This window comes from Sphingomonas faeni, assembly GCF_003053745.1.
GTDB classification, from domain to species: domain Bacteria; phylum Pseudomonadota; class Alphaproteobacteria; order Sphingomonadales; family Sphingomonadaceae; genus Sphingomonas; species Sphingomonas faeni.
Map to the genome: position 1 here is coordinate 301948 of NZ_QAYE01000002.1, position 14899 is coordinate 316846.

9 protein-coding genes are annotated in these 14899 nt (G+C 66.1%); 1 reads left to right on the top strand and 8 read right to left on the bottom strand.

Going from position 1 to position 14899, the window contains the following annotated elements; all coding sequences use genetic code 11:
• Positions 1-99 precede the first annotated feature (99 nt).
• The gene (locus C8J25_RS06045; protein WP_107953173.1) at positions 100-816 is read left to right on the top strand and encodes a prolyl hydroxylase family protein; all 717 of its coding nucleotides are present in this window, start codon (positions 100-102) and stop codon (positions 814-816) included.
• A 144-nt stretch (positions 817-960) separates the two neighbouring features.
• Here C8J25_RS06045 and C8J25_RS06050 read toward each other — a convergent pair whose 3' ends face one another.
• The 8 genes from C8J25_RS06050 to C8J25_RS06090 all read right to left on the bottom strand — a co-directional run bounded on the left by C8J25_RS06050 (position 961) and on the right by C8J25_RS06090 (position 14706).
• Positions 961-1683, bottom strand: coding sequence for a L,D-transpeptidase (locus tag C8J25_RS06050; protein WP_244186828.1), 723 nt, complete (start codon positions 1681-1683; stop codon positions 961-963).
• A 1-nt stretch (position 1684) separates the two neighbouring features.
• Positions 1685-4537, bottom strand: coding sequence for a two-partner secretion domain-containing protein (locus C8J25_RS06060; protein ID WP_208622523.1), 2853 nt, complete (start codon positions 4535-4537; stop codon positions 1685-1687).
• A 55-nt stretch (positions 4538-4592) separates the two neighbouring features.
• Positions 4593-6275: a ShlB/FhaC/HecB family hemolysin secretion/activation protein gene (locus tag C8J25_RS06065; RefSeq protein ID WP_107953175.1), complete on the bottom strand. Its 1683-nt coding sequence runs from the start codon at positions 6273-6275 to the stop codon at positions 4593-4595.
• A 549-nt stretch (positions 6276-6824) separates the two neighbouring features.
• Complete coding sequence (locus C8J25_RS06070) at positions 6825-8207, bottom strand: PepSY-associated TM helix domain-containing protein (protein ID WP_107953177.1); 1383 nt, start codon at positions 8205-8207, stop codon at positions 6825-6827.
• Positions 8208-8221: 14 nt separating this feature from the next.
• The gene (locus tag C8J25_RS06075) at positions 8222-10447 is read right to left on the bottom strand and encodes a TonB-dependent receptor (RefSeq protein WP_107953179.1); all 2226 of its coding nucleotides are present in this window, start codon (positions 10445-10447) and stop codon (positions 8222-8224) included.
• Positions 10448-10594: 147 nt separating this feature from the next.
• A complete protein-coding gene (locus C8J25_RS06080; RefSeq protein ID WP_167397672.1) occupies positions 10595-11032 on the bottom strand; it encodes a DUF2946 family protein in 438 nt (145 codons plus the stop codon).
• Positions 11033-11096: 64 nt separating this feature from the next.
• Positions 11097-12491, bottom strand: a complete 1395-nt coding sequence (locus C8J25_RS06085; protein WP_244186829.1) for a PepSY domain-containing protein — start codon at positions 12489-12491, stop codon at positions 11097-11099.
• 34 nt (positions 12492-12525) lie between these two features.
• Positions 12526-14706: a TonB-dependent receptor gene (locus C8J25_RS06090; RefSeq protein WP_107953183.1), complete on the bottom strand. Its 2181-nt coding sequence runs from the start codon at positions 14704-14706 to the stop codon at positions 12526-12528.
• Positions 14707-14899 lie beyond the last annotated feature (193 nt).

The window sequence follows — 14899 nt, forward strand, 5'->3', positions numbered from 1 at the left end:
TCGGTTATCTGATAAGGATGCACGTTGTACGAAACTTAACCTGCTTTATAGATCCAAGTCATAATCCTCATCGTGATTCTTGTGAGTATTGCGGACTTTATGACTAATCTTGACAGCCTAGGCGCCAATTCGGACGCACGATCCACCGATCGTCGCGATGGTCAAATCGAGGCGCTTGGCAGGGCGAACTCCGCCGAGCAGGTGCGCGATCGGATCCTGTGCTATCCCGGCGCGGTCCGGATGCCGGCGAACGGCGTGGAGCTTTACATCGTTCGCGATTTTCTCACGCTCGACGAATGCGCCGCGGTCATCGCGCTCATCGAGGCCAATCGCGTGCCGTCGCCGGTCGTCGGCGATGCCCCGGTGTCCCCGCACCGTACCAGCGAGACGTGCTACCTCTATCCCGGACCGGAGCCCGTGACCGCGGTCGAGAGCAAGCTCGACCTGCTGACGGGGCTCGAGTCGCGCTACGGCGAGGCGTTGCAGGGGCAGCGCTATGCCGTTGGGCAGGAGTTCAAGCCGCATCACGACTTCTTCGACACCGAACAGCCCTATTGGCTGGATCAGGTGACGATGGGCGGCCAGCGGAGTTGGTCGGCGATGACCTTCCTCAATGAACCCGAGGCAGGTGGGCGGACGAACTACCCGACCGCGGGGGTGATGATCGCGCCGAAAGCGGGGAATCTCGTGATCTGGAACAACATGGACGAGTATGGCGCGCCGAACTCGGGGTCGCTTCACCAGGGCATGCCGGTCGAGCAGGGCGTGAAGTACGTCCTGACGAAATGGTACCGCGAACGGCCTTGGTGTCAGTGACGTAACGTTTGATCCTCCCCCGCAAGGGGAGGTGGCGCCGAAGGCGACGGAGGGGGAGGGCACGATCAGGCCCGTTCCGTGTCCTCCCCCTCCGTCTGGCAAGCGCCAGCCACCTCCCCTGGCGGGGGAGGATCGAGAGTTCGGTCAATTAGCTCCGACCGGCACGGCGAACACGCTCCGCAACGGCTTAATCTCAGGCAGGATATAAACAATCCCCACCGTGCCGGTGAACAACGGCTTCACCACATCGTCGTAAAATCCCGGCGGCACGTTGACGCAGCCATATGATATCCGGTTGTCGCTCGGCGTCACCGACGCGAGCCGTCCGGCGCGGTCGTCGACGCGGCGCCCTTTGATCACGCGGTGCAGCGAGAGCGCGGCACCATAGTCGATCCACAGGATATCCTGTTCGAAATCGCGTCCTAGCGAGGCTTGGAAGCGACCTGCCGGCGTGGTGCGCTCGGCGGGCGTAATGGTCGCGAGCTTACGCTGGCCGATACCCGGCACGCTGGCGTCCCCGCGTGCCATCCCGAGCAACGCCGGCGCCCGCCCGCGTAAATTGCCGCTGCCATCGAACGCGAGCACGACCGCGTTCACCTTGTCGATCACGACGAACGGCAGCGCGTGATTGTCGTGCGACGTCGACACCCAGTTCACCGTGTCGCGCACGTCGTCGGACGTCGCCATGCCGCCGAACCGGCCGGCATCGTCCGGCGCCGCGGTCGCGACAATAGCAGCCGGCGCCGGGGACGCCGCGAGGCCCGGTACGGCGGCGGCGCTCGCAACGATTCCCCAGCCTAGCAGTGCCTGCCAGCGCGAAAACCAGCGAGCGGGCGCCGAGACGCCACGCCGCGCGGTCCCGATCATCTCAATGACGCGCCTGCTTCCGCGGATAATTGGGTACGGCTGGCGTGTTGGGCGGCGTAGGCTGCACGAACGGGCGTTCGACGACCGGTTGCACGACCTGCGGCGTTTCGGGCGTTTCTACGATCACGGTGCCGGGCCGTTCTGGCGTCGGATACGTCACGCCACCCTCGACCACCTCGATCGTCGGCGGCGTCGGTACGCGCACCGTCACGGGCGGAACCTCCAGAAACGGCCGCGTAGCATTGGGCAGGTTCGGAACGGGGGTGAGGGGCGGCGTCGCGGTAGGGGGCGGCGCGAGTACTGGCGGAGGCGTCGGGGTTGGCGTCGGCGTCGGCGTTGGTGCCGGTGCTGGAGCGGGCGCCGGTGCTGGAGCGGGCGCGGGTGCCGGAGCGGGCGCTGGTGCCGGTGCCGGAGCGGGCGCCGGTGCCGGGGCAGGCGCTGGTGCCGGAGCAGGCGCTGGCGCTGGCGCCGGAGCAGGCGCTGGAGCCGGGGCGGGCGCTGGCGCTGGCGCTGGCGCTGGCGCGGGCGCTGGAGCCGGAGCAGGCGCTGGAGCGGGCGCTGGTGCCGGAGCGGGCGCTGGAGCGGGCGCTGGAGCGGGCGCTGGAGCAGGGGCAGGCGCTGGTGTCGGGGCGGGCGCTGGTGCTGGAGCAGGCGCGGGTGCCGGGGCGGGCGCTGGAGCTGGGGCTGGGGCAGGCGCTGGTGCCGGAGCGGGCGCTGGTGCCGGGGCAGGCGCTGGTGCCGGGGCGGGCGCTGGTGCCGGGGCAGGCGCTGGTGCCGGGGCGGGCGCTGGTGCCGGGGCAGGCGCTGGTGCCGGGGCGGGCGCGGGCGCCGGTGCCGGAGCAGGCGCCGGGGCCGGGGCGGCAGCCGTGATCGTCCCCGTCGTCCGGAACCCGGCGACGCAGCACGAGCTCGCCAGCGCATATTGGTTCGCGTTGGCGCCGGTCAGCGTATAGCCGCTGAAGCTCACCCCGATCCCCGTGCCTTCGCCGGTGCTGTCGAACGTCGCGGTCGCATTGGTACCGGCGACCAGCGATACGCCGGTCGGCGTCCCCGACGTGCCGTTGGTGTTGAAACCATTCAGCACCGCCGCGTTGGTGCCGTCAGCGACCTTCTGCGCGGTCGGGAACAGCAGCATGCGCTGGGTGATCGCCGCGCCCTCGGTCAGCACGAACTCGGTCGAGAAGTCGGTTGGCGTGGTGTACGAGACCGGGTTGTAGTTGATCGACACCGGTGCCGCAGTGACCGTGGTCGGCGGCGACAGCGCGGAGAACACGATCGTGCCGCCGTTGACGCCCGGCCCGGTGCCGTCCGACCCAGCGATCAGCGTGAGGCCTACCGGCAGGCCGAGGCTCTGCGCGGGGATCGTCGTGCCGCGGGTCAGCGTCACCGCGGCGTCGATCATCACGTCATGGCCTGCACACAAGGCGATGTTGCCGTCGGTCGTCGTGATCGCGTGGAACACCTGCACGTTGCGCCCGGCGTTGAGCAGGATGCTGCCGTTGGTCGTGGTCAGGTCCGCGTTGACGTTCACGTCGCGGCCACAGCAGGCGACGATGTTGCCGTTGGTCGCGGTGATCGGCGCGTTGATGTTGACGTCGCGAAACGCGTTCATCGTCAGCGTCGTCGGCACGCCCGACGCGGTCCACGCGACCGCGTCGTTGACGAAAATGTCGCCGTTGCCGGTGGTCGTGTCGCCCGCCGCGGGGATCGTGCTGATCGTGATGCTGGTCGTGACGAGCTGCGCCGACAGCGTCGAGCCCGAGATGTTGCCGCCTGCGCCGATCACGTAATCCTGCGGATCGATCAGCCACATGCCGGTCATGCCACCGGGTGCGAAGGTCGAGACCTTGACGCTGTCCGCGACGTTGACGGTGGCCGCCGACGTCTCGATGAAGCCGCCATTGCCGCCGACGGGTGCGCTCGCATCGAGTTCGCCGCTGACGGTGACGGTGCCGGTCTTCATGTCGCCGAGCAGTATGATCGTGCCACCGCGGTTCTGCAACGTGCGCGCCTCGACGATGCCGGTGTTGTTGACCGCGGTGTGGAGCAGGTCGCCGGCCCCTTGCGCGGTCATCACGACCTTGCCGCCGTCGGCGCGGATCAGCCCGCCATTGCGGACCAGGGCGCCGACCGCACCCTTGTCGACCGCGACGTTGAGCAGCCCGTCGCCCGCCACGTCGAGCGTGATCGCCTCGCCGCCCGCCAGCACGACCGTACCGAAGTTCGCCTTGATCGTGCCGCCGTTACCGACGTTCGCGCCGAGCAGCGCGACATAGCCATTCTTGGCAGTGATCGTGCCGTCGTTCTGTACGCTCGCGCCGCTTGTGCCCGCGAAACTGTTCTTGCCCGCAAGGAAATCAGAGTTGGAAATGTTCAGCGTCGAGGCGACCAAGCCGCCGACGTTGACGTTGGCGGTCTGGCCGAACAGGATGCCGTTCGCGTTGACCAGGAACACCTTCCCGTTCGCGGACAGGTTGCCGAGGATCACCGAAGGGTCCGAACCAAGCACGCGATTCAGCGCGACCGAGCTGCTTGTCGGCTGCTCGAAGACGACGCTCTTGCCCTTGCCGATCGAGAAGGACTGCCAGTTGATCGCCGCACGGTCGCTGGTCTGCGACACGGTCAGCGACTTGGTGCCGGTCGCGATGCTCGCCTGGCCCGCGACGACTTCGCCACCGGTCGGGAGCGTCTGCGCCTCGACCGGACGTGCCACCACGGTACCCGCAAGGCTGAACCCGATCAGCCACGCGAACCGCGCAAGGCCGGTCGTGCCGAACAAGCCGCCGCGCTTGGTGCGCGTGACGGTGGGAGCGGGGCGACTGGTGTTTCTGATCGACGAAGGGATGGGGGTCATGTGCGGTATCCTCGGTGGCGGCGGATGGCCGCTAAATTTTGGGGGGCTGGTGCGCTCAGAAGGTCTTCGAGAGCTGGAACCAGGCGCGGCCCGACTTGTCGGGGGCCGACGTCGCATCGGCATCGCCGAGTTTCCGCGCATAGGTCGCCTTGGCGGCGATCCCGTACGGTCCCGCCCAGCTCAGGCCGGCGCCGTACGCGCTACGCTTCGCGTGGTTCGATCCGTCGAAATACGGGTGTTTGACGTAATCGACCTCGCCGACGTCGACGAACCCGAACAGCTGGAGCGCACCCGGCACGACCTGCGGCAAAGCCAGTCGCGCCTCGGCGGTGGCGACATAGCCCTGGTCGCCGTACGCCTCGCCCTCGGGATAGGCGCGGACCGCATAGGCGCCGCCCAGCTCCATCTTCTCGGAGATGTCGAGGTTGCTGAACGCGATCTGTCCGCGAGCGGACGCGAACAGCGACAGCGGGCCGGCAATCGTCTGCAACCGCGCGAAGCTGAACTGGACCTTCCCGTAGCTGCCATCGGTGCGTGCGGTCAGCGCGTCGACCGAACGCTCGTACGCGCCGCGGATGTCGAGATTGCCGACCGAATAGCTCAGCGAATACGCGCTCCAGCCGCCCCCGAGCAGCGTGTCGTGCTCATCGCCGCTGAGGCCGGCAGTGACGACCTGCGCGCGGCGATAGGTCGTGACGTCGACGATGCCGATCTTGTCCTCGAACCATTTCACGTCGCCACCGAGCGTCACGTATAGGTTGTTGTCGCGCGACCGGATCAGCGGATAGCTGGCATAGACGCTCGCGACGTCGGCGTTGCCGCTGCCGTCGAGGCTGTCGAATTCCTTGCCGAGCGAATAGTCGAGATGCGCGAACGCGACGCCCAATGTGACCTGCCCGATCGGCGCCTGGTACGATGCGCGACCGTAAGCGAGCCCGGAGAACGAGGTCAGCGCGCGCAGGCTCAGCACGTCGCCCGAGCCGGTCGGGTTGTTCCAGTTGACCACGCCGCCGACGCGGTAGGCGCCGGTGTAGCGGTTGCCGGCGTTGTCGGCCTCGACACTGCCGGTGATGCTCTGGCCTGGGGTGATCGCGACCAGCAGGTCCGACGTACCGACCGCGGTGCCGGGGCTGAGCGTCGAAGATACGCGCACGCCGGGCAGGTCCGACAACATTAGCAGGCGGCGCTCGAGCGGCGCGACCGCGACCGGATCGCCAACGTCGAGCCCGGCAAGAATGCCGTTCGCGACGCTGTCGGAAAGTCGTGACTCGTTCTTGACGCCGACCGCGCCGAAGCGTCCCTCGATGACGGCGATCGTCACTGCGCCGCTCCGTACGTCCTGCTCGGGAAGGTAGGCGTTCGCGACGAAATAGCCGCGGCTCGTGTAATAAGCGGTGATCCGCGCGGCGAGCGTCTTCAGGTCGGACAGGTCGAGCTCGCTGTTCGGCGTGAACTGCGATGCGGCGATCAGGTCGGCTTCTGGAAACAGCGTCGCACCGGTCACACGCAGCGACCGGACGAGCGTCTTCGGGCCACCCGTGGCGGCAACGACGACCGGCGTCTTGCGCTCGAACCCGAAGTCTGGCGCGGGCGTCTCGTTCAGCGGTACTGGCGGGATCTGCTGGAGCTGTCCACCGGCCCCGACGGGAACCTGCGCCTGTGCCGATTGCGTCGAAATCAGCAAGGCAGCCGGGCTCACAGCCGCAAGCGCGGCCGCCCAAAGGGTCGACTTGTACATGAACACCTCGAAAGTCACCGCGGATGGAAGGCACGAGTCTCCCATCCGCAGCAGCGGGAGCCATGTTCAATGAATGTGGGGAGAGCGTCCGAAGCAAGGACGAAGCCTTCGAAGATACTGGAGCGCGATTATGATCGGGTCTCAAGAATCCGTATGCGAATCGGCGTTATGCGGCTGAAAAGGTCCGTCGCGACGTTCGCAACGCTTGGCCTATTCCACTATACTTGATCTATGTATGGTACCAAGATCAATTACAAGCTAAATATCTGATTAATTGTTCGTTAATTTACAATTATTGCAATCGAGTAGCAGCCTCCGGCGTGACTGGTCCTCGTCACGTCAGTCTATAGATGACGTTGACGTAAAGAGCAGGGGGATACTGCCTTTCAGGACGACGGGCAGCGGTATGCCGTTGCTGGAAGTGGAGAGGCGCCACCAGCCACGGTGTCGTGAGTAGCAATTCTCGCACGCGGGGGCCCGGTACGCTCGCTACCGACTGTTTCACGGCCATGTCGCAATAGCGCGCCGCAGCTATCCTCGATCGTTCCGCTATCGCCTCACCCCCGCGAGCAACACCAAGCGGTCGATTAGGAAGATCACAACTACCGACACCCCCAGGATCGGGAATACCACTCCCGCGACGATGAGAATGGCGACCGCGCCCTTGATCCTCGTCGGGGACACGCGAGCGGGCGCGGCGAGGCGGCCCGTCGGGCGGCGCTTCCACCACATCACGACGCCGCTGATCACGAGCAACACGATTGCGATGCACGTCGTCAGCATCACGAGTTGGTTCGCTAGTCCGAAGTAATTGCCCATGTGCAGTTGGACGCCGAGCTCGATCGCTTTCGTCGCCCAGCCATAATCGGGGTAGCCGACCTCGCGGATCAGGCCGCCGGTCCAGCGATCGAAATACAGCGTGCGCTGCCCCTGCGGCTGATCGGGATAGGTGTAGGCGGTGTAGACGCCGGTCGCCCCACTCGGCAGGAACAGGCGATACGCGCCCGCGACGTGGTGATCGCGCGTGACGGAGGTTGCGATCCGGTCGATCCCTGCAACCGCCGCATCGTCGCGGACCGCCATGGTCATCTCGTGGCCGGCATGACCGGCATGCTCGGAGGATGCCGTCGATGTCGGCATCGGTGCGAGTTCCATCGTCCACGGTGCTTCGCCCAGTGCGGTCTTCATCGGCACGCTCTTCGGGGCATTGTGCGTCCGGTTCGATGCCGGGTAGCCGATGCCGAGCGCCGCCGTACCGCGGTTGAGCAGGTCGCCCTGGATCCCGGCCCAAGGAAGGCCGGTCAGCAGCAGGAACGCGATGAACGCGACGGACCAGACGCCGATCACCGCGTGCAGGTCGCGCCAGAACAGGCGTCCCCTCGCGCCGAGCCTGGGATAGAGGATCCCGCCGAGCCCACCACGCCCGCGCGGCCACCACAGATACATCCCGGTGACGATCAGGACGAGCGCCCAGCATGCGGCAAGCTCGACGATCCGGTCGCCGACCGTGCCGAGCGTCAGCGATCCGTGCATCTCGTCGGCGAACCCTACCAGCGTGCGGGTATAGATCGTCGAGCCGAGCACGCGGCCCGTTCCCGGATCGACGGCCACGCGGAGCGGTTCGCCATGATCGGGGGTGACGAATACGACCGCCGAGCGGTTGGGCGCACCCGGCAGGTCGATCCGCGTCGCTGCCCCCGGATGAGCCTTCAGCGCGGCATCGATCATCCGCGATGGCGGCACCTGCGTTGCATGGACCGCGACGAAGCGCTGCGCTGGATACAGCGCATCGTCGATCTCGTCGTTGAACAGGTAGATCGAGCCCGTGACGGCCAGGATCAGCAGGAAGGGGGCGACGATCAGGCCGGCATAGAAATGCCAGCGCCACAGCGCGCGGTACGCTTTCGGATCGACCGAACCGGTGAATGCCATCTGGAAACCCCTGCTCAGAAATGCGTGGAAAGCGCGATTTCGACGCTGCGTGGCGCGCCGATATAGACGTTGGTCGTCGGGTATCCCGAATACTCGCCGTAGAACGCGTCGGTCAGGTTGCGGCCGCGGACCGAGACCGAGGCCTGCGGTGCGACCTGATAGCTGATCGACGCGTCGACGGTCGTATGCCCGTGGACGAAATAGCTGTTGGCGGTGTCGGTGTAGAAGCCGGACACATGCCGGACGAACCCGCCAAGCGTCACCGGGATAGACTTGATCGTATAGAGCGCCGAACCGCTGACGGTGGTCGACGGCGTGTTGATCGGCCGATTGCCGGCGCGGTCGATGCGGGCGCCGGCGATCAGTTCGCTCAGTTGATCGTACTGCGCGTCGGTATAGGCGGCACCCGCGAACAGCGAGAGCGCGTCGGTGACTGCTGCGCCGATGTTGAGCTCAACGCCCTGCGACGATTGCTTGCCGCCTTGAATGGCTTGCTGCGGATTGTTCGGATCGCGTGTGAGGATGTTGGTCTGCTCGATCCGGTATGCGGCGCCGGTCATCGTCAGCCGCTTGGCGAACGCGGAGGCCTTGAAACCGACCTCGTACGAGCGGCCCTTCGTCAGCTTGTAGGTCGTGTTGACGATCGACTGGAGCAGTATCGACGATACCGGCGTCACCGCGGTCGTATATTGGCCGTACAAGGTTATGTCGGGCGTAAGGTCGTAGGTCGTGCCGATCCGCCACGAGAACGGATCATAGGTCGGCGCGCCCCGCGTCACCGCGCCGTTCGCGTTGGAGTTGGTTATGACGCGGGTTAGGTCGATATAATCGTACCGCGCGCCGCCGACCAGCAGCCAGCCCGGAGTCAGGTTGAGCGCGTCCTCGGCGAACACCGACGCCGTCTTGAGCTTCGAGTCATAGACGACGTTGGTCGTCGAATAGGCGGCATCGCCGGTCGGGAAGACGCCGACGATCGGCGCGAACGGATCGACGTTCGCGATCCGCACGGCGGCGTTGCCACCGACCGGGCTTTGCTGGCGAGGGTTGACGAAGTTCGTGTCGTTATATTCCCCGCCCAGGCTGAACCGGTTGCGCAGTCCCGCGATCACGCTGTCGTTGGCGAACACGAGCCGCTCGTTCCAGAACTTGTGGTCGTGGTAGATGCGCTGGACCGACCGCGCGAAGCTGCCATTGGGGAAGGCGGCGGTGGGCGCGGTGAAGTTCTGATCGCCACTCAGCACGAAGGCGCGCTTGGCGTGATACCAGGTGAAGTCGTTCGCGACCGACCAGCCGCCGCCGATCGCATAATCGATCCGCGACCGCAGCGTCGTGTCGCGTGCGCCGGAATAGGCACCGTACGGATTGTAATTGCGAAGGCGCAGCGCCTTGTCGATCACCATGCCGTTCTGGCTACGCAGCGCGTCGCTCGGGTCGCGTGCAACGGCGGCGGAGACGAACGGCAGCCCTTGATAGCTGCTGTCGTACCGGTCCTCGTAATGGTCGACGGCGAAGAGCAGGCTCAGGTCGGCCGACGGCTTGAACAGGATGCTGCCCGTCAGTCCGACCGAGCGCGTCGCATTGTCGTCGACGTCGTACAGGCTGTTGGAATGCATGTAGCTGGCGTCCGCACGGACCGCGACGGTGTCCGACAGTTTCAGGTTCACGCCGCTGGCCGCGGTCACCGTGTCGAAGCTGCCGACGCTCAGCAATCCATCGAGATGGTCCCCGTCGAACGTCGGCTTGCGGGTGACCTTGTTGATGACGCCGGCCAGCGCGCCTTCGCCGTAGAGTACCGAGGCTGGCCCCTTGATCACTTCGATCCGGTCGAAATGCCACACATTGGTATCGCGCTGGACCACGGTCGAGGTGGAGATACGAACGCCGTCCTGCAGGATCGAGACGGCGCCGCCCGAAAAGCCGCGCAACGTCACGACCGCGGGGTTGCCGGGGACGTTGCCCGCGATCGCGCCGACGACGCTGTTGAAGGCCTCGCGCGCGGTGCGCAGGCCCTGCACCTGCATGTCCGCCTGTGTCAGCGTCTCGACGGTCGCGGGCGTCTCGCGGACCGACAGGCCGAGCCGGCTGCCGGTATCGGATTTGCGATCGAGCTTTAGCTGGTCACGCTGGCCGGTGACGACGATCTCGGCCTTCTTGTCGATCGCGTCGTCCTTGTCAGACGCGTGGGCGGTCCCCGAGAACGCGACGATCGATGCCGACGCGAATACTATGGTTTTGAACATGTGAATCCCTGCTGGACCCGTCCGCACATCGTGGTGCGGATCGGATACCGTCATCCCCGCGGACTTGCCGCGCGTGTCGAAACCGGTCCGCCGACGTGGTGGACCAGCAGAAGCATCGTGATCGCGCGGGGTCCGAAGACCGACGGATCACGCGGCGGGGAGGGGCGGGGGGCCTCGCAAGGGTGGCCGAAGATAGGGTTGCGCGGCGATCGATACCGCGGTTCTCACGCGGAAGACGAGGCCGACGATGAACGCGATGGCGATCGCCAGTAGCACCGGATCGACTGCTGCCAGCGACGGCGCGGTCAGGCCGGAAAAGGCGCAGGGCATCTCCCGCTCCTGATGATCGGACTTGTCCGAATGATGCGCCATGCCCGGCATCGTCATCGGCATCGTCATCGCCCTCATCGGTACCATCACCGTCTGCGCGGGCGTGATGCCGCCGCAGATCTCGATCGTCACGCGCCCCCCGGAGACGACCGGCATGAACCCGGCGGGCACCAGGATCTTCATCGCCAGCGCGCACGCAAGCACCCACGCCGCCAGTTGGCGATGGTCCAGGAGAAGGCGACGGAGTGCTGCCACGGCGCACGACTACGCGCTCGCGGTGGCGCTGTCACGTGGACGAAACGTCTCGTCGCAGCCTGGATCAGCCGCGTCTCAACCGCTTCCAGCCGAGCCAGATGCCGCTGACGGACGTCACCATGCCAACCAGCGAGAACAGCCAGATCAGCAGGTCCCACGCCGGTCGGTGCCGCGTCAGTATGGTCAGATCCCATTTGTGCAGCAGGTCGAACGCCCAGCGGTATGTCCGCCTGCGCCGATCGATCCTGGCCAGCACGTCGCCGGTCGCGGGATCGATATACAGCCACGTCGCGGCGGGATCGTCGAAGCGCAATCGCAGCATCGGCAGGCGAGGGAGACCACCGGAATCGTACCAATATGCGTCGGGCTCGGTCAGCCGGTCGATCGCGACCGGTTGCGTGCCAGCGACGAGCACCCGTGCGGCGGCAGCGATCGCATTTGGCTTTGGCTGGGACGGCACGAGCGTCGCGGCGTCGAGGATTCGACGTCGACCATCCGGATACTCGAGCACCACGAGGGGTGTCGCCGCATAGTCAGTAATCCTTGCGCGGATCACTCCCGCGCCGACATGGCGCAACCGGTCGAGGGGGACGGCCGGCATCACGCCAGCAGCAGCATAGGCCCGCACCGCTCGCGCATCCGGTTCCGCACTTCGGAACAAATGCCAGGGATCGACCGACAACCATCCGCTGAAGATCCACGCGATCAGGAAGCCGCCGCCGACCAGCCCCGCGACATGATGCCACAGCATCCACCCGCGATACGGCGTCATCCGTCCACCCTTGAACCGGCGCGGACCGATGCGCGCGCGGAGGATACCGATCCAGATGCCCGCGAGTGCCGCGGCGATACATGGCCCCGAAACCCACATGACGACCTGTCGCCAGGCGGCGTTGTCCTGCCGCAGGACGGTCGGATACAGCCAGTGCGGCACCGACCCCAGCCAGTTCCAGAATCGCTCGGTCCGGTCGGTCGACTGGACGATCCCGCCGGTAGAAGACGACACGTAGAGGTCGGTGCCGCCCTCGTCCTCCAATGTCGCTCTCCACAGCGGACGATGTCGGTCGAAACCACCCGACACCGTCCACTGGTCCCGCATGCTCCGCTCGACATTCAGGACGCGTGCTCGCCCGAAACGGCTTGCGACGCGGACGGCATAAGCCGCGTCCACCGGAGCAAGATGCCGGCCCTTGCTTGCGGAAACGGTATGCCGCCCGTCGTCCCAGCCCTGGCTCCGCCAGACCGGTACGCCGTCGCGCATTTCGAGCAACAGGTCTTGCGGCAATCGCCCCCCATCGAGCGGTGGCGGCACGGTCACGGCGGACCAGTCGATCGCATCGGCTCTAGCCAGCGCTTCGGTCGGCGAGAGCGAAGGATAGGGCACGTACAGCATCACCAGGCCCGACCCGAACCACATCGCGAAGAACAGGCAACTGGCGATGCCGACCCATCGGTGCACGAGGTACAGCCACCGGCGCGCTAGCCTGCCGGCGTCAGAAACCGGCACGAAGCGACACGTCCAAGGCGCGCGGCCGTCCCAGCACCCATTGCTGCGCGCCGTAGCTGTTGATCGCATAATCCTCGTCGAACAGATTATAGACATGCACGTCGATCGCGACCCGCGGCGTCACCGCGTAGGACAGCGTCGCGTCGACCGTCGCATAGCCCGGAATGCGGAAAACATTGGCGTTGTCGGAGAATCTTCGCCCGACATAGCGCAGTCCGACACGCGCCTGGACCGCCGGTGTCGCGGTCCAACCAAGCCACAGGTTCGCCGTCGACCCGGGGACGTCGGGTGGCGTGTTGCCGGCAAAACTTCTTTCGCCCGAGACGAAGTCGTCGAACCGCGCTGCCAATATACTGCCGTTGGCATCGATCCCGAACCCTGCCGGCAAGTCCAGCGACACCGCGGCCTCGATACCCTTCGCGGATCGCTGCCCGACCTGCTCGATCGGGCTCGTCGGGGTCAGTTGCGACAACAGTCCCTTCTTGACGATGCGATAGGCGGCGATCGTCGCGGTGCCGCGGCCACCCAGGAACACGGCCTTGGCCCCCGCTTCGACCTGGTCGCCCGTCGCGTTGCTGAACTGGACCTGCCCAGTCGTATAGGTCGTCAGCGTCCCCAGCGGATCGACGCCGGTGGCATATTGCGCATAGAACGAGACCGTCGGGACTGGCTGATACACCGTCCCGACCCGCCAAGTCGTGTTGCCGAGCCGCTTGTCGAGCGCGAAGCTTTCGGTCGGGACGGCGACAGTCGAGTCGATCGTCCAGCGCCGTATCCGATCGCGCTCATAGCGGATGCCGCCGACGATCGAGACGTGCTCGCCAAGCTTCAGCCGGTCCTCCGCGAAAATCGCATATTCGTTGGTCCGCGTGCGATACCGCGGTGCGATCCCCTGCGTGTCGACGATCACGCCAGGGTCGAACGCGAACGGATCGACCACCGAGACCTGCGGGTCGGCGCCGAAATTGTGCGAATAGGTGAGCTTGACGAGGTTCGCGTCGAAGCCCGCGACGACATCGTTGGTCACGCCGTCCGCGATCCGCGTCTTGAGCGTCACGCTACCCTGGTCGCCCCATTGCGTCTGATCGTGGACGATCCCGGTCATGTCGGTGCGATAGATGCGCCCGGGCGTGGCGCGCACGTCATTCGCGCCATTGGGGCAAAAGCCGTCCGCCGCCACCCAGCAATAGCTTTCGAGGTTGAGCCATTCGCGCTTGGAGGTGAGCCGGTACGCTTGATTGCTGACGGTGAGCGTCTCGCTCGGCTGCCAATCGACCTGGAAGCTGGTCCGGTTGTCGCGGTAGCGGACATGGCCGTCGCGCGTGTTGTAGTTGCGGTCGCGATTGTCATGGTCGAGCCGTCCGTCGATCAGCGGCGTGCCGAAATAGCGCATCGGGTTCTGGTTGTCGTAATCGTCGCGTACCGTGACGACGAGCCGATCGGTCGGTGCCCAGCGCAACGTCGCCGACAGCGCGTAGCTTCGTGATTGCCCGCGATCGACATATCCGTCGGACCGCCTGTAGCTGCCGTCGACGCGGTAGGAGAGATGCTCGTCGAGCGGTCCACCGGCACCGGCTGCGACGTGGAAACTGTCCTGCGATCCATAGCCGATCTCGCCGTCCACATCGGTATGCCGTGTATTCGGCTTGCGCATCAGCACGTTGACCGCGCCGCCTAGCGCACCTTGACCGTACAGGACGGAGGCCGGACCGCTGAGAACGTCGATCCGCTCGACCATCCACGGATCGCTCGGAAAGGTGATCGTGCCGGCCGCAGGAAAGAGGCGAATACCGTCGACCAGTTGCAACACCGAACCCTGACCGCTGAACCCGCGCGCAGCGAGCGCAGTGCCACCATTGCCGAGATTCGCGACGCTGGTGATGCCGGGCGCGCGGGTGGTCGCGTCGTTAACGGATACGTCGCCGCGCGCCCGGATGGTATTGCCGTCGATCGTCGACAGCGTCGCCGGCGTTTCGAGCGGCGACAGGTTCAGGCGGCTGCCTGTCGAGTTCGGAACCGTCAGGTCGGCCTGATGGCGGCCGGTGACGAGGATATCGTCGGCGCTACCCGCCGAACGGTCCTCCCCGGTCTGCGCGCTGGCCAGGGATGGTAGGAAGGTAACGAGCAACGACGCGGCAAACGCGGCATACGGTGATGGAAACGACATATAAAAGACCCCGAGGCGTCGGACGAACCGGCAGGGGCCTGTCACCGAGCACGAGGCTCGAACGTGCGCCGGCGAGCGCGCCACGAGCGGATTGCCCGAGCACATCCAAGCGAACGGGAGCAGTCGTACCCGACGGACGCCATCGCGACCGGCACGCCTGCTCATGCGGTCCCCACCGCACACATCGTCGCTC

Bases quoted from the DNA above. Each gene is read 5' to 3' on its own strand.
- C8J25_RS06045 (WP_107953173.1), top strand. From the start codon at position 100: ATGACTAATCTTGACAGCCTAGGCGCCAATTCGGACGCACGATCCACC.
- C8J25_RS06050 (WP_244186828.1), bottom strand. From the start codon at position 1,683: ATGATCGGGACCGCGCGGCGTGGCGTCTCGGCGCCCGCTCGCTGGTTT.
- C8J25_RS06060 (WP_208622523.1), bottom strand. From the start codon at position 4,537: ATGACCCCCATCCCTTCGTCGATCAGAAACACCAGTCGCCCCGCTCCC.
- C8J25_RS06065 (WP_107953175.1), bottom strand. From the start codon at position 6,275: ATGTACAAGTCGACCCTTTGGGCGGCCGCGCTTGCGGCTGTGAGCCCG.
- C8J25_RS06070 (WP_107953177.1), bottom strand. From the start codon at position 8,207: ATGGCATTCACCGGTTCGGTCGATCCGAAAGCGTACCGCGCGCTGTGG.
- C8J25_RS06075 (WP_107953179.1), bottom strand. From the start codon at position 10,447: ATGTTCAAAACCATAGTATTCGCGTCGGCATCGATCGTCGCGTTCTCG.
- C8J25_RS06090 (WP_107953183.1), bottom strand. From the start codon at position 14,706: ATGTCGTTTCCATCACCGTATGCCGCGTTTGCCGCGTCGTTGCTCGTT.